General features: G+C 52.6%; 14 protein-coding genes. 10 read left to right on the top strand and 4 right to left on the bottom strand.

Annotated elements, in window-relative coordinates; translation table 11 throughout:
- Window positions 1-2: 2 nt before the first annotated feature.
- Window positions 3-194 carry a microviridin/marinostatin family tricyclic proteinase inhibitor gene (locus M8T91_RS02395; protein ID WP_301416461.1) on the bottom strand — a complete coding sequence of 64 codons (192 nt, stop codon included), beginning with the start codon at window positions 192-194 and terminating at the stop codon, window positions 3-5.
- Window positions 195-2,080: 1,886 nt separating this feature from the next.
- Here M8T91_RS02395 and M8T91_RS02390 point away from each other — a divergent pair.
- Complete coding sequence (locus tag M8T91_RS02390; protein ID WP_301416459.1) at window positions 2,081-2,749, top strand: L,D-transpeptidase family protein; 669 nt, start codon at window positions 2,081-2,083, stop codon at window positions 2,747-2,749.
- A gap of 88 nt (window positions 2,750-2,837) precedes the next feature.
- Here the strand turns inward: M8T91_RS02390 and M8T91_RS02385 are convergent, their stop codons facing one another.
- Both M8T91_RS02385 and M8T91_RS02380 read right to left on the bottom strand, forming a co-directional pair.
- Entirely contained in the window at window positions 2,838-4,250 is a 1,413-nt protein-coding gene (locus tag M8T91_RS02385; protein ID WP_301416457.1) for an alanine/glycine:cation symporter family protein, read from the bottom strand.
- A 227-nt stretch (window positions 4,251-4,477) separates the two neighbouring features.
- Complete coding sequence (locus M8T91_RS02380) at window positions 4,478-5,995, bottom strand: MFS transporter (RefSeq protein ID WP_301416455.1); 1,518 nt, start codon at window positions 5,993-5,995, stop codon at window positions 4,478-4,480.
- A gap of 184 nt (window positions 5,996-6,179) precedes the next feature.
- On the opposite strand from M8T91_RS02380, the gene M8T91_RS02375 reads away from it, so the two are divergent.
- The 8 genes from M8T91_RS02375 (at window position 6,180) to M8T91_RS02340 (ending at window position 16,701) form a co-directional block, all read left to right on the top strand.
- Window positions 6,180-8,621 (top strand): glycoside hydrolase family 31 protein, encoded by a 2,442-nt coding sequence (locus tag M8T91_RS02375; RefSeq protein WP_301416453.1) that lies wholly within the window; start codon window positions 6,180-6,182, stop codon window positions 8,619-8,621.
- A 61-nt stretch (window positions 8,622-8,682) separates the two neighbouring features.
- Window positions 8,683-10,599: an alpha-amylase family glycosyl hydrolase gene (locus M8T91_RS02370; protein ID WP_301416451.1), complete on the top strand. Its 1,917-nt coding sequence runs from the start codon at window positions 8,683-8,685 to the stop codon at window positions 10,597-10,599.
- Between the two features lie 322 nt (window positions 10,600-10,921).
- On the top strand, window positions 10,922-11,584 hold the full coding sequence (locus tag M8T91_RS02365; protein WP_301416449.1) for a class I SAM-dependent methyltransferase: 663 nt from the start codon (window positions 10,922-10,924) through the stop codon (window positions 11,582-11,584).
- Window positions 11,585-12,177: 593 nt separating this feature from the next.
- The gene (locus M8T91_RS02360) at window positions 12,178-12,615 is read left to right on the top strand and encodes a hypothetical protein (RefSeq protein ID WP_301416447.1); all 438 of its coding nucleotides are present in this window, start codon (window positions 12,178-12,180) and stop codon (window positions 12,613-12,615) included.
- A gap of 213 nt (window positions 12,616-12,828) precedes the next feature.
- Window positions 12,829-13,239, top strand: a complete 411-nt coding sequence (locus tag M8T91_RS02355; RefSeq protein ID WP_301416446.1) for an ACT domain-containing protein — start codon at window positions 12,829-12,831, stop codon at window positions 13,237-13,239.
- Window positions 13,240-13,821: 582 nt separating this feature from the next.
- A complete protein-coding gene (locus M8T91_RS02350) occupies window positions 13,822-14,244 on the top strand; it encodes a PaaI family thioesterase (protein ID WP_301416444.1) in 423 nt (140 codons plus the stop codon).
- Between the two features lie 229 nt (window positions 14,245-14,473).
- Window positions 14,474-14,872 (top strand): VOC family protein, encoded by a 399-nt coding sequence (locus M8T91_RS02345; RefSeq protein WP_301416443.1) that lies wholly within the window; start codon window positions 14,474-14,476, stop codon window positions 14,870-14,872.
- A gap of 977 nt (window positions 14,873-15,849) precedes the next feature.
- Window positions 15,850-16,701 (top strand): universal stress protein, encoded by an 852-nt coding sequence (locus M8T91_RS02340; RefSeq protein ID WP_301416442.1) that lies wholly within the window; start codon window positions 15,850-15,852, stop codon window positions 16,699-16,701.
- Window positions 16,702-16,876: 175 nt separating this feature from the next.
- Here the strand turns inward: M8T91_RS02340 and M8T91_RS02335 are convergent, their stop codons facing one another.
- A complete protein-coding gene (locus M8T91_RS02335; protein ID WP_301416440.1) occupies window positions 16,877-17,938 on the bottom strand; it encodes a DUF3500 domain-containing protein in 1,062 nt (353 codons plus the stop codon).
- 552 nt (window positions 17,939-18,490) lie between these two features.
- On the opposite strand from M8T91_RS02335, the gene M8T91_RS02330 reads away from it, so the two are divergent.
- Entirely contained in the window at window positions 18,491-19,345 is an 855-nt protein-coding gene (locus M8T91_RS02330) for a DUF3014 domain-containing protein (protein WP_301416438.1), read from the top strand.
- The last annotated feature ends 330 nt before the right edge of the window (window positions 19,346-19,675 follow it).

Below are 19,675 nucleotides of genomic sequence, written 5' to 3'. Positions count from 1 at the left end.
GTTTAGGATTCCACCCCCAAAAGATCACCACCCTCATCATTATCGGAAGGAGCTTTTTGGGTGACGTTATCAAACTCAGGTGGTCTTTTTGGTGCAGGCTGCTCAAGTACACCACCGACAACTTGGTCAGTTTGCTCCGTGGTTAACTCTTGCGCTTGCATAAATTGTGCAAAGAAAGGTTGATTATTGTTCATAATTATTTTTCCTTGTTGAATGAGTGGAGGGAGTCTAAAGTGTCTCTATAAAAATTACAACTTTTTGATGACATTCCATTATCCGGGCAAAATCCAGGGTCATAGTGTAATACAACTCATTTTTTCGAGCTGGAAAATCTATATTTCAAACTGAATGAACTTAGCCTTCTCACTGAATTAAACAGATTGTCTCACTAAAGAAACCTTCGTACCATTTTGAGTAAAGTTCGCACAAAGAAATATAAAAGTAGTGCCAGTAGAAACCATTCGATGCGTTGATGATATTTACTACCTTGGTACTACAAAACTGTACAACTTATTGTAGACAAATTTGAGTTTAAAAGCTCAGACATCCATGGCTTCTTTTATTTCCTCGGAATCAATTGCTGGGACAAGTCATTGGATTCAGAAATCGATTAGCTATCCTAGGAGCGATTTTTCATTGCAGGCTTGATAGATACCCTGTTTAGGAAATTTGACCTGTAATTGAGTACCCGTGGTTACAAGGCCAGGACCGGACAAATCATTGATGGCAGCCTTGCTTCGACTCCAGAACAACATAATGCACATAAAGATAAAAGAAGATCAAGGAAAGTATAATGTTACAAGGGTTTTAGAACAACCCGAACGTTTTGCCAAAAAATAATTTGGATGCCTGCTGAGCCAAGAAAATAAAGAAACGCATGACGACTATAAAGTATAGTTCTCAATAAGACACATCTAAAATCTAGAAGCGGTTCTCAATACACTGTTAATTTTTAACGGTCAGGACCTTCAAATAACCATACAGGGCAACTCTGACTTTTGACAAATCACATCAGTATCCAGAAAAATGGCGATCTACCCCAAGTTACTTACTACCAAAAACCTGCTCCAGCCAACCGCTCACGCGTTCCTTACGGGCATAGTGACTGCTGGCAAGCCAAATAATAATCACACCCACCTAGGCTAGTAGCAATGACAAACTAGTGATGAGGGAAAGGCATGGCAGGAGCAGAATCTCACCGTGCAATCGGCCTGCTTGTTTTTCCATGGCTTGACGACGGAACAACCCGTTCACTACCACTTCCTCACTACAAGCTTATTTTGTTACGAAATATTTTTTATCATTTTTTAGTAGCGTCGTAAACACAAGTGAATTACACAGCATTACAGAGATTATTCCTATACCGCCAATATCAAATCTTATCCATCAAATTATAAGTTCAGCATTAGTTTTTTCTCAAAAGATGTCGCAATGGAGAGAAAATAACAGGATCAGAAAACCCCTAAAAACAATCGTCTATAACGCCTTATTTTTCAAACTCCAAAATAGAGCCAATAGTAGCATTACACGTAGCCGTTGAGCTGAAAAGATATTGTTTTATATCCCAGTATTACAGCTTGTTTCCTCATCCACAGAAAGCTTTGCGAACACATTTTACCATTGCATTGCCCCCTGTAGTTCAGGGTATGAGTATGCGCGGTCAAAAAGCCACGGTAGCTTTGCGCCACCGAATCGCTTCAGCTTAGTAATCGTCACACTATGTACCACCCCTAATTCCAGCAAGCACAAAGACTACCGGATATTCACCGCTCAACGCTGCTCTTACTGTAGTTTCCATTTGAGTCTTTCAATTAGTCTCTAACTAATTTTGCCCTTATTTCTTTTTGATGTGATCGTCCCAAATACCCCACCCTAATATCGACTGGACCTGCAGTGGCAAAACCGCTGCTAACCCATCCTGCAGGCGATGCCGGGTACAACGGCAATCTGCATTGGGGAACCACTGACTGTTGGCAGATTTCGGCACAGGCGGGAGCGTCTCCCTGCGCCAGGTCTGGCGACGGTACTGTTTGCAATCTGCTGTTGTTTACACAGCCCACTGGCAATAGAGAGGTGTGTAATGCATAGCCAACCTTCGCTGCAAAAAATCCAGTCTTTACTGCATGGCTATCGATCGCTCCGACAGAAATACCGGTCTTCCCGGCTGAATAACTCCTCCCTGGTCGCAGCCCTGTTACTGATCGGATCGACAGTTCTAAGCCCATTGGTAGCCGCAATCGATTACTCCAACCCCTATCTGCGCCACGGTGCCAGGCACGCCCACTCGGCCTATGGAGGCCATATGTGGTTCCGTCCCCATATATCGGGCGCGTCCCGGATTGTAATCGACCTCAGTGACCAGATGGCCTATTTTTACAAGGGCAGGCGCCTGGCCGGCATGTCTCCAGTCTCCACCGGCAAAGCCGGTTACAGGACTCCCACGGGCAACTTCCGTATTTCCGAGAAAAAATACAGCCACCGCTCCAACCTGTACGGGCACTACATCAGCCGCCGTGGCTACGTGATGCGCAGCAATGTCGACGTGCGCCGCCACCGCAAACCCCGGGGTTCTGTTTTTCGCGGTGCCTCCATGGACTATATGATGCGGATTAACGGCCCCGTCACCATGCATGCCGGTCGGGTACCGGGCTATCCGGACTCCCACGGCTGTATTCGCCTGCCCTGGCATATGGCGAAGGTCTTCTATCGCCATGCCAGAGTCGGTACGCGGGTTTCCGTAGTCCATTAGGCGTCTGTGGCTATCCGCCCGGCTGCCATCTTGGTTGACAAATAAAAAGGTGCGGACCATAGGGTCCGCCTTTTTTATGGGTGGGAGGTTATTGGGAGGTCAACTCTTCGCTGCGCGGCCGATGCATGGCGTCAGTGCGGGTAAAGTAGTCGTGGGCCGCACGGTTGACATGCTTTGCCAGAAACAGCGTAGACAGCATTGTGGGAACCGCCATTACCGCATACATGCCAATAATGATACTGTTTACCGCACTCAGTGAGGCCACCGCACCGAGCACAATCAGCATCATGTAAAGCGCTGTGTACAGGTTCTGCCAGTGCCCGCGAAATAAAAATACATAGCACTTCATACCGTAGTACCAGCAGGTGACAATCGTACTGAACGCCAGGGGCAAAACCATCATCAACAGCAGAATGGGGCCAGACCGGCCAAACACCTGTGCAAATGCCTGGGCGGTCAGGGTCACGCCAGCAACCCCTTCACCCTGTTGCCAGACACCGGTGAGCAGGATCACCAAAGCCGTACAGGTACACACCACCAGAGTGTCTACGATGGGCCCCAGCATGGCGACAACCCCCTCGCGAACCGGTTCCCGGGTTTTGGCCGCCCCGTGAGCCAGTGACTCGGTACCGATCCCCGCTTCATTGGAAAAGGCCCCCCGACTCACGCCGATGGTAATCACCGTACCCAAGGCACCGCCAGCGACAGCCTGACCACTAAAGGCATCAGTGAAAATCAGGGCAAAAGCCGCCGGCACTCGCTCCCAGAAGCTGGCGATCACAATCAGGGTCAACGCCAGGTAAAACAACACCATGCCGGGTACTATGTGCACTGAGAATTTACCGATACGCTGTATACGCCCGGCAATCACAAAGGCGGAGGCGATGGCAAGCAAAAGGCCGATGGCGAAATCGAATGCCAATGATCCTCCCGGCGCGATCCACCCCAGGGGCTCGGCAAAGGACTCCCGCAACAGCTGGGTGGTCTGGTTGGACTGGAATACCGGCAACATACCGCACAATCCCGCCACCGCGAATAGCACGCCCAGGGGCATCCAGCGCCGGCCCAGCCCCTCGCGGATGACATACATGGGGCCTCCCTGTAATTCGCCAAGCGCATCGCGGCCGCGGAACATCACTGCCAGAGTGGCGGTATAGAACTTGGTCGCCACCCCCACCAGGGCGGTAGCCCACATCCAGAAAATAGCGCCGGGCCCACCCATGGTAATGGCAATCGCCACGCCGGCAATATTACCGAGCCCAAGAGTACCGGAAAGCGCAGTGGACAGGGCCTGGCTGTGGGAAACCTGGCCGGGATCACCGGGATCGTTGTAGCGGCCGCTCAACAACCCGATACTGTGGCCCAGATGCCGATAGGGGCGGCCGCGGGAATACACCAGTAAGGCCAGGCCACCGCCGAGCAGGAGTACCAACAGGGGCGGACCCCAGACAAAACCGGCAAAGGCCTGCAGGGCCGAATCGAGCGTGTTGAAAAAAGGCATAGGGCGCGGTTGGGTATCTTGATTCAAGGCAGTCTATGAAGACCTGTGCCTCCCTGTCAAAAAACTCCGGTTGTGAAAAAAGCACCGGTTAACAAAAACAGCGCGGCCATGGGGGTTTGCTGCTGTCCAGTGGGCTGCTGAAACACGGACAATCCGCAGCCGTTGTGCCGGCATTGTCTATAGAGAAAATGACACAAGTCACGAAAAATCCGATATGGGCAGTCGTTTCAGCCAGCATCACCTGCCCCCAGTATCTGCGCCTCTGGCTGTGATTCCCGCACAAAAAATACAGACAGTGCCGCGAGTATCATGCTCACTCCCGCCAACACGATGATATAAATCGCCTGGTTCTGGAATACTGTTTTAAGAACCAGACCGGCAACCAACGCCGAGACAATTTGCGGTGCGGCGATGGTGAAATTAAAAATACCCATATAAACACCGGTTTTACTGGCCGGCAGGGAGTCGGACAGGATCGCATAGGGCATGGCCAAAATCGCTGCCCAGGCGATACCCACCCCCACCATTGGTACCAGCAGGCCGAGGGCGCCGCTGGGTACCGAAACCTGGGTGATGAGCAGGTCCACCTGCATGGCCGTACCGCCCTGGCATAGCAGGAAACCGATATACCCCAGGCCTCCCAGTGCCAGGGATAAAGAATAGGTCCGCTTGCGCCCCAGGGTCTGTGCCACCCGGGCCAGAACCAGGGAAAAAAGGGCGGCAAACAGTGAATAAGCGGCGAAGATAATCCCCACCCAGTCACCGGCTGCCCCTTTCGCCGCAGCGATCTGTGCAGGGATCTCACCAACCGCTTCCAGATAAGCGGGATCAAACCACTTGGCCTCGACACCCCACACATGCTGGGTGATGGCCGGCATGGTGTAGACCCACATGATAAACAGGGCAAACCAGGAGAAGAACTGCACCAGGGCCAGTTGCCGCATGGTACGCGGCATCCTGATCAGTAGCTGGCAAAAGCCCCCCAGGCGCTGCCCCAGGGAGCGCTGCTGTTGCCCCTCCTGTTGCAGTTGTTCGGCCTCAATGCCTTTGTAGGCGTTATACTGGCTCGGCGGGTACTCTCTGGTGCGCACAACGGTCCAGAGCACGCTGCCAAGCAGTACCGTTGCGCCAATATAAAAAGCCCACACAACCGAGGGCGCCACTGCGCCGCCGCGCGAAGTATTTTCCAGGCCAATGACATTGGTCAGAATAAAAGGCAACATGGAGCCCAGGATCGCACCAATATTGATCAGCAGCGACTGGATCGAATAGCCCAGGGTGCGCTGCTGGGAGGGCACCATATCCGCCACCAGGGCTCGAAACGGTTGCATGGTGACATTAAAGGCGGCATCCATCAGTGCCAGCATCACGGCACCGAACAGGATCGGCGCCACCAGGGCAACCACAATGCCGGCATTGGGCATCAATGCCATCCCCAGTGCCGCGGCCACAGCCCCAAACAGAATATAGGGGTTGCGGCGGCCAAAGCGGCTCCAGGTACGATCCGAAGCGGAGCCGACAATCGGCTGTACAATCAACCCCATCAGGGGCGCCACTATCCAGAACAAAGACAAGGCGTGCAGGTCCGCACCCAGATCCGAGAGGATGCGGCTGGCATTGGCGTTCTGCAGGGAAAAACCGAACTGTACCCCGAGGAAACCGAGACTGAGATTCCACACCTGCCAGAAGGGCAAGCGCGGCTGCTGAACTTTGGGCGCGCAGGCGCTGCTCACTGATGGGGCCATAGGGATTACCGCAACTCTCGTTATGCTTATTTTGCCATTCTGACACGGACTCCGGGGCTCCCTCCCCCACCGGGGGGGATGCGGGCTTCAGGCAGCGCATTAGCATAGGCTTGGAGCCAGTGTACCCCCATAGGGGTCTGGCACCCAAAAATGACTGTTGAATCGTTAACTGAAGTTCCGCGCGATGACCCCAATATTCTCATGCCAGCACTTTCTCGCCCTCGCCGCCACGCTCTGCCTGTGTATCCAGGTTCTGGCCCAGGAACAGAGAAACTACCAAGGCCACTGGGAGAGCGACGGTGCACTGACTGTCCAGTTCACCGATGGCGAGGTTACCCTGACCCCGATGGGGCCCTCCGCCCTGGAAATTCACTACCGTCGCGATGGCCTGAAACAACTGCCCTCTTTCGCCATCGCTGCCGACAGGAAGACAGAACCCGGGGCAACCCTCAGCGAAGACGATGGCAAACTCATCTACCGCAATGGCAGCCTGAGCGCGGTTATTCACAAGGCGCCATTTCATATCGAATACCTGCGCGGGCAAGAGCGGCTCTTGAGTGAGGAGAGCGGCTTTTTCGCTACTGATACTCTGCGCGGATTCCGTTTTGCGCTGACACCCGGCGAGAAACTGCTCGGCGGCGGGGAGCGGGTACTGGGCATGGACCGCCGTGGGCAGCGCCTGCCGCTGTATAACCGCGCCCATTACGGCTACACCACACAATCCCCCCAGATGTATTTCTCCCTGCCGGCCGTGGTATCCAGCAACAAGTACCTGCTACTGTTCGACAACTCCGCCACTGGCACCCTTGATCTGGGTGCCAGTGAGAAGAACATCCTGCAATTTGAAGCGGTCGCCGGGCGCACCGCCTATATCGTAGTGGCCGGAGACACTTATCCACAGCTTCTGGAAAACTACGTGAATGTCACCGGCAGGCAACCCCTGCCGCCGCGCTGGGCTCTGGGCAACTTTGCCTCGCGTTTTGGTTACCACAGTGAAGCAGAAGTGCGCGCGACTGTGGACAAATTCAGCGAAGAGAACTTCCCCCTGGATGCGGTGGTGTTGGACCTCTATTGGTTCGGCCCTGACATCAAGGGCCATATGGGCAACCTGGCCTGGGACAAAAAAGCCTTCCCCGCGCCCGAAAAGATGATGGCCGACCTGAAGGCGCAGGGGATCAACACCATCCTGGTCACCGAGCCCTTTGTCTTGTCCACCTCTGCGCGCTGGCAGGAAGCGGTGGCTGGCAATGCCCTGGCGAAAAACCTGGCTGGCGGTCCCAAGCGCTTTGATTTCTATTTTGGCAATACCGGCCTGATCGATGTCTTCTCCAAAGACGGCCGCGACTGGTTCTGGAATATCTATGACGGCCTGCTGGAACAAGGGGTTTCCGGCTGGTGGGGTGATCTGGGCGAGCCGGAAGTGCACCCTGCCGACACTGTACACGCCATCGGCATGGCGGATGAGATCCACAATGCCTTTGGCCACACCTGGGCGCAACTACTGTACGAGCGCCAAACGGAAAAATACCCCGAGCGCCGCCCCTTTATCATGATGCGCGCCGGTTTCGCCGGTTCCCAGCGCTACGGCATGATCCCCTGGACCGGCGATGTAGCGCGGGAATGGGGTGGCCTGCAACCGCAAGTGGAATTGGCACTGGGGATGGGCCTGCTCGGATTCGGCTATACCCATTCGGATCTGGGCGGTTTTGCTGGCGGTGAGACCTTTGATCGCGAACTCTATATCCGCTGGCTGCAATATGGCGTGTTCCAGCCGGTATACCGTCCCCACGCCCAGGAACATATCCCTTCGGAACCGGTTTTCCACGACCGCCGCACCCGCGATATTCTGCGCAAATACATCAAACTGCGCTATCGCCTGCTGCCTTACAACTACACCCTCGCCTTCGAAAACAGCCGGACAGGCATGCCGCTGATGCGCCCGCTGTTCTTTGAAAACGAAAACGACCCGTCCCTGTTCGATATCAACGACACCTACCTGTGGGGCAAGGATTTTCTGGTGGCCCCGGTAGTGGAAGCCGATGTGGCTACAGTGGCAGTAACACTCCCCGGCGGCACCTGGTTTGATTACTGGAATGACACCCGTTATTCCGGTGACCGGGCCCTGGTGCCAGTGGACCTGGACACCATTCCGGTGCTGGTGCGGGCGGGGGCTTTTATTCCCACAATCGGGGATATCAACACCAGCCGTGACTACTCCAGTAAATCCCTGACCCTGGATTATTACGCCCACGCATCCGCTCCGGTTTCCAGCCGCTATATCTATGAAGACGACGGCAAGACCGCTAACGCTTTTGCCCAAGGCAAATTCGAAAAACTGCATTTTTCCGCCCATAGAATTGCCGGGGGTCTCACCTTTTCCTTTAAACGCGAGGGTGACGGCTACACAGGGATGCCAGCATCCCGCACAGTCACCCTGAAAATCCACAACTGGCAACAGGCTCCGGCGGTAGTGGAAGTTGGCACAGTGAATCTGCCACTCCTCCAGGGTGAACAGGCCTTTAACCAAGCGGAGCGTGGAGCCTGGTACCACAAACGCGCACAGCAACTGCTGGTAAAATTTGATTGGCACAGGGCGCCGCTGACGTTGAGGGTAAAAAATCCTTAATCCGGGCTGGAATGTATTGAACATCGGCTGAAAACCACAGACCCAACAACATCAGGGCAAGATGAAGAAAACCTATTTCCCGTTGATTGCCAAGCTGCTCGTCACCGCCCTGCTGGGTGCCGCGAGCTGTGCCCACAAAAACCCTGCGGAGCAAATAGCCCCCCCCCGGGAGGTCGCTCAGGATAAAGCAGTCATCTACCAGGTGCTGCCGCGTCTTTTTGGCAACACCAATGGTACCAACAAGCCCTGGGGCACCATCGCAGAAAACGGTGTGGGCAAGTTTTCCGACTTTACCCCAAAAGCATTGGGGGAAATACGCACGCTCGGCGCCACCCATATCTGGTATACCGGTGTCCTGCACCACGCCCTGGTAGGCGACTACACCGCATTTGGAATCGGCAATGACGACCCGGACGTGGTCAAGGGTCGTGCCGGCTCCCCCTATGCCATCAAGGACTACTACAGTGTAAACCCGGACCTTGCCGACAACCCCGCAACGCGCCTGCAGGAATTCCGCGCGCTGGTTGAGCGCAGCCACGCGGCTGGCCTCAAAGTCATCATCGATATCGTGCCCAACCATGTAGCCCGCGCCTACCAGTCTTTACATAAGCCCCAGGGGGTGCGCGACTTCGGTGCCGACGACAATACCCAGGTCACCTACGCGCGCAATAACAACTTCTATTACGTGGTGGGCAAAGACTTCCGCGTGCCGGTTGCCGACACCGACTACCGGCCTCTCAATGGGGAAGCCAATCCCCTGGTGGACGGGCTGTTTCCCGAAAGCCCGGCCAAGTGGACCGGTAACGGTGCGCGCAGCGCACAACCTGCGTTCGACGACTGGTACGAGACGGTCAAGATCAATTTTGGCGTACGCCCGGATGGCAGCAAGCATTTTCCCGAGCTGCCGCCCGACTATGCCAGGCGCGACTACCGCGCCCACGCCCGCTTCTGGGCGGGCCTGGAAGTACCGGACTCCTGGAAAAAGTTCCGCGATGTCGTTCACTACTGGCTGGATTTTGGCGTGGACGGATTCCGCTACGATATGGCCGGCATGGTGCCGGTGGAATTCTGGAGCTACCTGAACGCCTCGATTAAATCCCGCAAGCCAGACGCCCTGCTGCTTGCGGAAATCTATACCCCGTCGCGCTATCGCGATTACCTGTACCTGGGCAAAATGGATTTCCTCTACGATAAAGTCGGCACCTACGATGCCATCCGCGCAGTGTTACAGGGAACAGGCAGCACCGACAAAATCGCGGAAATCCAGGCCGGCCTGCAGGACATCTCCGCCCATCTGCTGCGCTTTATGGAGAACCATGATGAACAGCGCATCGCCAGCGGGGAATTTGCCGGTAGCGCGGAAGCGGGTAAACCGGCCATGCTGGTTTCCACCGCCCTCTCCCCCGCACCCACACTGGTCTATTTCGGCCAGGAACTGGGGGAGCCGGCAAACCGGGATGCAGGGTTCGGTAAGGCCAGCCGCACCACCATTTTTGATTACTGGTCGGTCCCCAGTGTGCGCCGCTGGAACAATAACGGCAACTTCGATACAGCGCGGCTCACAGACACGGAAAAGACACTGCGGACTTTTTACCAGCGTCTGCTGAACTTCTCCACCGCCAGCAATGCGCTGCGCGGGCAGTATATGGACCTGCACAATTACAACCGCGCACACAGCCCCGGCTATGGCGACAAGCAATTTGCTTTTGCGCGTTGGCACGGTGAAGAGAAGCTGCTGGTGGTGGCCAACTTCGGCGATACGGCTGCAAGATTCGGTTTGCAACTTCCAGAGGCACTGCTGGATCAGTGGCATTTAAAGCAGGGCCAATACCGCCTGCTAGACCAGATTAGTGGCCGGAGTGCGGACCTGTTTGTCAGGCAAAAGGCAGAGCTGATCGACCTGAAGCTGGCACCCTATGAGAGCCATATTTTCCAATTGATAGATGGGCATCCAGAAGCAGTCAACCCGGCGCCATAGGCCGGGTTGATGGTACAAATCAGAAAACTCTTGCCTTGCATTTTTGTTTCTTTTTCCTGGTGATCGCTATTATTGTTTATAGCTGTGGAAGCACCAACTACCCTACTCATCCAGCCCTGGGCCATGTGTGACAATAAGTGACTTACTTGCCGCCTATCCAGGCAAAGGCGGTTTGCCTGACCAATTCCTTTTGATATCCTGCTCTGTGTCGGGCGTTTCCAACATTACGCAACACTGCAACAGCAATTAGGCAGGGCTAATTCCAAACACAGGGCGGCTTGTCTAGAAATATAAAAATAGGCCTGGAATAAGAGGGGGCACTATGGCCATTGCCAAAGAGGTTGAACTGGGGCAAGCGGTTTATTCCAAAACCGTTCTGAGACTGTATGATCTTTGGGTCTTGGGCTTATCCAATCGCTTTATCTGGCAGTGCCCTACACCCCGTCTTTTGGCGCATTTCAACAAGCATATTAGTGCAAACCACCTGGATGTGGGCGTTGGCACCGGTTATTTCCTGAACAGATGCCACTTTCCATCCACTGCAATCCGGCTGGGATTAATGGATCTGAATCGGAACAGCCTGGAGGTTACCGCTGCCCGCGTTGCACGGTACAGACCTCTCCAGTTCCACTGTAATGTACTTGATGAAATTCACGTTGTAACTGACAAGTTTGATACCATCTCCCTGAATTACTTGTTCCACTGCCTGCCTGGGAAGCTGACAGAAAAACTCTCGGCTATGGACCATGTCTGTGCCTTACTTTCCGATTCCGGCACCGTTTTTGGCTCTACGATCTTGTCAAAGGGTGTCCACAAAAATACCATGGCAAAGAAGCTCATGGCGATCTACAACAAGAAGGGCATCCTTTCCAATGCGGAAGACTGTAAGGAAGACCTGGAGACCTACCTTGCCAGCAGATTCAATAAATATTTTATAGGAATACAAGGCTGTGTAGCACTATTCAGTGCCAAAGATAGACGGTGAGTTTTCATATTCCCTCTTTCCCATCACTTCGTGAATTAAGCCGTGGATGTGACAACGCCGCACAGTATTGACCTCGCTGTGTTTCTCCGTGGCTCAGGCAAGCTGACCTTTCAAGAAATGCCTTAATAGCACTGTTCTATTTTTGTCGAAATGAGCCCAAGGATAAGGCAATGGCTAATACGCAGGGAATATCAGCTTTACTAGTGGATGTGTCGGATCATCCGGCGCGAACAGCTTCTTCGACACTATTAGTGGAGATGTCAGAGCCTGCCGTGGTAGCTGCGGAGTGAACTAATTAATGCTTTATCTGACAGGGTCAGCAGTGAACGATTCAGTCAAATACTAGGCAAGGATTCAACTAACCTGTACCGAGATTCCATCAGTGAATGATTGGGCCTGAATGAGAGCCTGGCCTCAACGCCCTCAACTAGCACTTTTGTACAAAAATAAAATCAGCTACTGACTCGAAGTAATAAATAATAGTATGCGTACCAATTTGCATCCTAATAATTAACCTCCATAATACTCACTCCTTTCACCAACTATAATCGTAGTCAATGTCTAATTTTAAGAAAAACAACGAGGATTGATTTATGCAGTTATCCCGAGAGGCTAAACTTGTTTCTGGTATAATACTGCTCAGTATTCCAACCATCATGTATGGAGGTATAACCTTGCTGAGCATTCTTACACAAGGTGTATCTGGCTTTGGCGCCGAGGGCATTGCGTTGGATGAAGTGCAGTTTGCCCTCTGGCGTGCCGGACATGCACATGCCGGCGTTTGGGTAATACTATCCTTAGTCATGCAAATCTTAATTGACTCTGCCAAGTTGTCCTCTTCTATGAAATGGCTGTCACGAGTAAGTGCACCCATAGCAGCGGTCTCAATCTCTGGCGGTTTCTTTGGAGTTGCGTTCTTGCCAGAATTTCGCTGGCTGATCTATTTCGGCACCTTCAACTTATTGTTATCCGCACTTCTGACAGGTGTAGGGCTGCTGAAAAATTTGCGTATTGCTCACCTGCATACCTAATCGAATAAAGCGTTGCTTCATTAACTCGAGAAAGCGATTTTTATTTATTATCCAAAAACTAGCTAACCCCCCTCAACAGGAGGTGCTAAATGTAAGCCACATCAGCTTTAAATGCCTTTTGATATCGAGCAAGCACAGAGTAATAATTTCTGGTCTTTGCCATTACTTGAAAATAAGAAATTACCCTATAAATAGACGCACAACGAGCATTTTATGGACGGAGAAAATAAGTTAACCAAACTGCTGGCATCCATATCTCCAGAACTAGTGGGGGGTGAGTTTGTATTTCTTACTTTTGAGAATTCTCTATACGGGAATCACACGGACTTAGCACCGGTAGCCTCAATTCAAGAGCCTGAGGGGCTGACACTGATTATTCCCAGGTACCGGGCAGATGAAAAAGATCTTCCCTATCCATTCTCATTCAAAAAAATCATATTAAATGTGCATTCAAGCCTTGATGCTGTTGGGTTGACTGCAGCAGTTTCAACAAAGCTGGCCAAGCATGGAATTAGTGCCAATGTAGTTGCTGGTTATTACCATGATCATATTTTTGTTCAAAGTGCATTGGCAAAAAAAGCAATGAGAGCACTGAATAAATTTGTACAATCATCAATGACATAAATGCGACTTACTCCTTTTCTTCTATGCGCTCGAACCACAAATTCCATTGCACTTTGCGCATCGGCAAAAGAGTTATTTTATCCACAATTTGAACGTCTGCGCTTGCCGATACATACAAGCTGAGTATTGACCTTCAACAAGCCCACCGTATACTGGTATAGATTTCAGCTAAGTATGTCAAGGGTTGAGGTAGGTTCCGGGCACGATGGAGAACTTTTGTATTGCAAACTACTAAGATGATTTTAGTGTCACGCTCTGGATTTGATTGGCTTTGTTCAGAACCTAAGAACGGCAAGGTGTACTGCCCAGTTAGAACTGAAATTTTTCTTCCCATCCTTTTTTACAGCACTCTGATCAGATACAAATTTATTACGGAATTTGAAATGAGCGACTGGAGCTTTAAAGCATGGAATAGCCGTACTTCAGTTCTGCCACTACTTCCCTTAATATTCATCCTTCGCAATACATGTGCCGATTGGGATGCAGTTCCAGCCGACTCAATGAAGTCATCAATCGTCAAAGGCGATCGATTTCCCACAAAACATCATTGTCGTTACCATTCACTATCCACAAGGGCAGACCATGTGCGAAAGTCTATTCAGTAAAATACAAAACGGAGATTTCCCCATACCCAATGCTGCAGCAACTCTAGGCGCTCAGATAATCGAGGTTTCTAGGGGACTTGGCACCATTGAAATAGAATTCGAGGGGAAACCTGCATTCACAAATCCGGTTGGAAATATCCAGGGTGGATTCTTGGCGGCAATGCTTGATGATACAATGGGCCCGGCGCTCGCTGCCACCCTAAAAGAAGACGAATTTGCCCCTACACTTGAGCTTAGCATCCAGTTTATTGCGTCCGCCAGAGTAGGAAAACTGGTTGGATATGGACGGATAGTTTCCAAAGGGCAGAACGTATGCTTTTTGGAAGGCGAACTGAAACAAGACGGCAAATTGGTAGCTAAAGCGAATGCGACAGCCTTGATACGTCAGATTCGGCGATAATCGATTATACAATCTAACTCTGTGAGTGTCTTCACAGCGGACCTGCAATTTAGACAATAGTGAAACTGTATAATTAGAGTGATTCCTCGATAGGAAAATTAATACAGCATCAATTATAACATGCACATCTCGCTAGATATTATGGCCTCAAAGATCACTTCTCATTAGGCACCTTAAGAATCATAAACTTGGTAAAACTTAATCTGCAACAATAGAAAGGCAAATAAGAATGATAGACTTAATGAATTCATTTCCAGTATTCATCGTTAAGGACCTCAAGGCTGCAAAAAATTTCTACTCAAAGTATTTTGGATTTAATATTGCATTTGAAAACACATGGTATCTACACCTCATATCAAACTCTGGCGTTCAAATTGGATTTATGTTACCAGATCAGCCAACACAACCAAATATGTTTCATAAAGCATATAATGGAAATGGGGTAATTTTTAGTCTTGAAGTTGAGGATGCAGATTCAGCATTTGCCGCAGCAAAGCAATGTGCACTAGACATTGTCCTGGAAATCCGTTCAGAAGACTGGGGACAGCGCCATTTTTGTGTAAAAGATGTAAATGGAATTTATCTGGATATTGTTCAGACTATAGAAGCAACAGGGGAGTATCGATAGAGATTTAACACAAATTAAAAATACTTTGAGCCGAATAACAAAAAATAAGTATTGCGGTTGGCTCAACTAGCCGACAGCCAGGGCGCAAACCTGCGCTGAAATTGTTACGGCCTATTTTTCTGACACAATCACGTAGTGTCCCTCTCAGCCCGAGCACTGCTCGTTTACCAGAGGTACTTCAGGCGCCAGTTTTACACCCCTTGTCTGACTCTCCAGCTCTTTTTCTTTGATCTTGTTATTCGCCTTGCGATGCCATCCTGGGCAAACTATCCATTGCCACAAGCGCGCTATTGGGACAAATAGGCAGCTCTGCTCCTCACTGTTAGGTCTGAGAAATTTGAGGTTCTGCAAACTCATAGACAAATGCTATCCATAACACTCTATTTGCGTGAGGCACACCCCCTTTTCTGCCGCTCTAGGCTGCTTTTCCCATTCCGCCTGCACCCTGTAAGGGTTATAAACACACGCTTATTTGCGGTTAATCCGTATGCACAACAATCCCGGCAAAAAGCCACCGGCTACCATTGAGTGATCCCTATGCTCTCTAGTCACCTTCTCCTCCCCTGTAAAACGCGGACAAACCCCACCTACCCTGCAGAAACACAATCCAGATGCCCAGGAGCCCTCTCATCCGGCCTTAAGGTCAAGCCATTAGCTTTGGGGCATCTCAGGGGCAATACAGAGGCACTTTACAGGGAGTCTCAAGGGCCAGATCAAGTGCCGTTTTCCTCCGCAATCACTACCGGCAGGCTGCCGGTTCAGGTGGACAGCGGCAGCCTTGCCCCATGCCTGTGTTATACCTCTATACAATACCGCTGCAATACCCCACTATGCGCGTGCACTCGGGGATTTGGCGCGTAAAACTATAGTCACCATCAGCAAATTTTCCGCGCCACCTGCATCCCGTGATACATTCAAACCCAAAGGCCCACCGCCATATGCTGGGGGCCGCTAACCCTTTATACCCAGGAGGAAAGATGGAACAGCAGAGCACCCTATTTGTGGTGGTGGACCCCAACGACGAAAAGCACGTGGCGCTGGAGCGGGCGCTGACCACTGCCAGGGGGCGCAATCCCCAGCCGCGCCTGGCAGTATTTGTGGCGGTCGATGGTGAAGCCGTCGATACCCGTGCGGTCAACGATCATCTCTTCCGAGACGAGTCCTGGTTCCGCGAGCAGATCCGCGAACCGATTGCCGCCGCCGGGCTCACCTGCGAGATTACAGTGTGCTGGTCCAGCGACTGGCAGGCCGCAATCGTACAGGAAGCCAAGCGCTGCGATGCGGAAATGATCTACCTTCCAGTGCATGCCAAGAGCAGCCGCCGCTTCACTTTCGCCGAATCCAAATGGCGAGTTCTCAAGACCGCGCGCTGCCCGGTAGTACTGATCCGCCCCGGCGCCAAAGAGGCGCGCAAAGTGGTACTGGCCACAGTGAATTACCAGGCCAAAACCCTGGAACAGCGCCAGTTGAATCGCCAGATCAGTGAGCGCGCCACCTATATCGCCGGCCACTACGGCGCGGAACTGCACTTAGTCAACGCCTACCTGGACTCCATGCTCTACCCGGACCGCGGCGCCCTGGCGAAGCTTGCCGACAAGACCGGCGTACCCACCCACCGCATTCACGTGAAGCGGGGATATACCAGTGATGTGGTGGAGGCCGTGGCCCGCGAGATCGACGCGGACCTGGTGGTAATGGGCACCCTGAACCAGTACGGTGCCACAGGCTCTCTGCTGCGCGGCAATACCGCAGAGCGCGTGATTGGTCAGTTGGATGTGGATGTGATGGTGTGCAACCAGTTTACCACCACGGAGATGAAAACCGACTGACCGGCCCTGGCGCAGGGCCGTTTTACCCAACATTTTCCTTGACCGGGTACCGTGGCAGGCATCCTGCCGCTGCGTATCACAGCGGCTTGACCTATATGCCGGACGCCTGACCGGGATACCCGCGGCGGGCAACCCTGTGCAATAAACGGTCAGGCGGCTCTGGGGTCTCCAGCCCCTAACCGCCATACTCCATTGAGGGGTTGCGATAAATGGAATGGTAGTGGCCTTTGCCACTGGCATTTTCGCCGACATTGCCTCCGGTGGAAAGCAACTCGATGATCAGTGTCGGGCCTTGGATACGCATATAGGCGGGGGTGTTGCTGGTGTTTTCACCAATCCAGGCAAAATGTGTCTGGTTGAGTTCACTTTCAATCTGGGCCATTCGGGGTGCGGCATTTTCCGAGGGCTGAATGGCAACCCATTTTTGAATCGCCGTGAGCAACAGGGCCTTCTGTTCATTGCGCAGTTTTGAGGCACGAATGCCGATCACTGGTGGGATGACACCATCCTTGCCCGGCCCGGTTTGAACATCCCGCGGAACACGCTCTGCATCGGCCTCTGCCCGCTGCTCGGCATCAAGGGCCGAATAGACCGCATATCCGGCTTGGTGCATATCGACCATGGATGCATAGTCAACACCATTCAGGGAAAACACTGCGGGTTCGGTGCCAACGAAACTGGGCGACAGAGTCTCGACCTTGTTGTTTGCAACCGACATATTCAACACCAGATGGTGGCCACCATATTGCCACCCCCAAGGCAAGTCCGCAGATGGGGTCCCATAGAAGGATATCCAATAGTTCTGCGGGTCCCACTGCAGGCGCCGGGCACGGCGGTCGCTGCTCAGGAAAGCTTCCGCGGCCATGATATCCATGACTCTCCCATAGCCCTCCTCACTCAGAGACGAAGCCAGAAAATCAAACAGGAGGCCGCGTTGTTCATCAGAGAGTTCGGCAACAGCAATGCCTGTACGATCCACAATACCAGCAGGCAGGTTGGACCAACCCGCGCGCTCCGGAGCATTGAGCGCAAACATCAACCGCTTCCCGGTCGTTTCACTCAAAGCTGCCAGGAAAGCTTTGGCGGCTTGCCGTGAAGCTTGCGCACCCGCTTCACCATAAGGCTTGCGATAGGCCGGGATCGGGATCAGTTGAGCGTGTTTGTGAGTCGGTGCCTCGTGCGCGGCAATCGAATCGGCCAGCACCAGTGCAAGAACCAGGACCAAAGTACATTTCATATAACGCCTCCCTGCTGAAAAACGAACGGTTCACTGCATGAGTGTACCGCACAAAGCGCTTGCCACAAGGATTCGCTCGACCCGGAAGACACTGCATCACCAGAGCAACAGGACAGTGCAAACTCTTCAGGGATTCGCCAACCCGCAAGCCACCGCCTCTCGACCGGCCCGTTTTACCCTATCCATTTTTCAACCCGCTCTCCGCAACTTGGATGACAATAGATCGAAATATCCGGAGTGGTTTACCAACAGTCTTCATCACCGATCATGGTATTTTCACCATTTGCCCTGCTTTTGCGGTCCGCAATTTGCACAGCCCACCCCTGCAGCACAGACAACCCCACATCCACCTGCGCACAGATTTAGAAAGTATGACCACGACTGCGGAGTCGAATCCTTTTGCCGGATATTGCCCTAGGCAAGGGAGATGCAATTCCCCTTTGCGACTGGCTGCAGCAGAGAGTAATGTTAAACCCATACACTACGGAGAAACCGTTAGGCTTTGCCGTGGTCAAACCGAAACATTCTGATTGCAACAGAAGGAGGCAGGGAATGTCGGAACAACAATCTAGGCAAGGGTGGATCATCGGAATTATTGTGGTGATCATCGTCGCAGCAGCAGCCTATTGGCTCTGGACCGGCGACGAACAGAAAAAAGAAATTCCCTCCACAACCATCATTGAGGAACCCAAGACAGCACCCGAACCGGAAACCCTGGCGCAACCGCAAGAGCAGGCCCCCGAGCCCAAACCCCCGGAACCCGCACCAGCCGAAGAACCGGGCAGAGCACCACCGCCTCCACTTAACAACAGTGACAAGTCTGCCTATCAGGATTTGATGGGCCTGGCCCCAGACAATGCCCTGTCCCGCTGGCTGGTCCCCAGTGAAGTGATTCGCAAGTGGGTAGCCGCGATCAATGCTGGTTCCCGCGGTACGCTGATTTACAAGCACCGGCCCTTAAGGAAACTCCGGGGTCCTATTTTGGTTACCGGCTCCTCTGTGGAGGGCTATCAGCTGTCACCAAGCAACTACCGCCGCTATGATCAGCCCGTGCGCTTGTTCGCCCTGATGAATACAGAAGCCGCAGTTAGTCTCTACCAGTACTGGTACCCACGCCTGGCACAGGCCTATGCTGAACTGGGTATTCGCAATAAAACTTTCCACCAGGTGGTGCTGGAAGCCATTGACAAAGTGCTCGCAGCACCGGAAATTGAGGGCCCCATCCAACTCGTGCGCCCTTCGGTATACTACAAGTTTGCCGATCCCAAGCTGGAAAAACTGCCGGGCGTGCAGAAGCTGATGATTCGTATGGGGCCGGAAAATGCCATCCGGGTAAAAGAGAAGCTCAAGGAGCTGAGGGAAAAGCTGGAGGCGGTACCGGTTCAACAGCCACAATCCAATCCGTAAACCCCGATAGCTCTACCGCTATGCCCGTGCCAGCCACCAGACCGGTTATGAACAATCCGTTTGGCGGCTGGTGACAGCCGCTCTCTCCCTGAAACCACCGATGGGCATCGAGTGGGCCTTGCATAGCACAAGTCACCGCGGCCTGTGCCATAGCTGTTTAGGCTCAGTTTGCACGCGGCGTGATCACACCCTGTCCGGCCCATTTGTTGGCTTTTGCGCTCACCTCACCACTGCACCGTATCCACTGGATACCGGCCCGCTGAACTCCCAGGCTCCCATCACAATCCTCAGCAAGCAGAAAACCCCAAAGTTTTGGCTGCACAATCGGAT

This window comes from Microbulbifer sp. MI-G (genome assembly GCF_030440425.1).
GTDB lineage: Bacteria > Pseudomonadota > Gammaproteobacteria > Pseudomonadales > Cellvibrionaceae > Microbulbifer > Microbulbifer spongiae.
This window is presented reverse-complemented; position numbering and strand designations above follow the sequence as displayed.

Coding starts and splice junctions, on each gene's coding strand:
- M8T91_RS02370 (WP_301416451.1), top strand. CDS start 8,683: ATGAAGAAAACCTATTTCCCGTTGATTGCCAAGCTGCTCGTCACCGCC.
- M8T91_RS02335 (WP_301416440.1), bottom strand. CDS start 17,938: ATGAAATGTACTTTGGTCCTGGTTCTTGCACTGGTGCTGGCCGATTCG.
- M8T91_RS02385 (WP_301416457.1), bottom strand. CDS start 4,250: ATGCCTTTTTTCAACACGCTCGATTCGGCCCTGCAGGCCTTTGCCGGT.
- M8T91_RS02355 (WP_301416446.1), top strand. CDS start 12,829: ATGGACGGAGAAAATAAGTTAACCAAACTGCTGGCATCCATATCTCCA.
- M8T91_RS02330 (WP_301416438.1), top strand. CDS start 18,491: ATGTCGGAACAACAATCTAGGCAAGGGTGGATCATCGGAATTATTGTG.
- M8T91_RS02345 (WP_301416443.1), top strand. CDS start 14,474: ATGATAGACTTAATGAATTCATTTCCAGTATTCATCGTTAAGGACCTC.
- M8T91_RS02360 (WP_301416447.1), top strand. CDS start 12,178: ATGCAGTTATCCCGAGAGGCTAAACTTGTTTCTGGTATAATACTGCTC.
- M8T91_RS02390 (WP_301416459.1), top strand. CDS start 2,081: ATGCATAGCCAACCTTCGCTGCAAAAAATCCAGTCTTTACTGCATGGC.
- M8T91_RS02365 (WP_301416449.1), top strand. CDS start 10,922: ATGGCCATTGCCAAAGAGGTTGAACTGGGGCAAGCGGTTTATTCCAAA.
- M8T91_RS02340 (WP_301416442.1), top strand. CDS start 15,850: ATGGAACAGCAGAGCACCCTATTTGTGGTGGTGGACCCCAACGACGAA.
- M8T91_RS02380 (WP_301416455.1), bottom strand. CDS start 5,995: ATGGCCCCATCAGTGAGCAGCGCCTGCGCGCCCAAAGTTCAGCAGCCG.
- M8T91_RS02375 (WP_301416453.1), top strand. CDS start 6,180: ATGACCCCAATATTCTCATGCCAGCACTTTCTCGCCCTCGCCGCCACG.
- M8T91_RS02350 (WP_301416444.1), top strand. CDS start 13,822: ATGTGCGAAAGTCTATTCAGTAAAATACAAAACGGAGATTTCCCCATA.
- M8T91_RS02395 (WP_301416461.1), bottom strand. CDS start 194: ATGAACAATAATCAACCTTTCTTTGCACAATTTATGCAAGCGCAAGAG.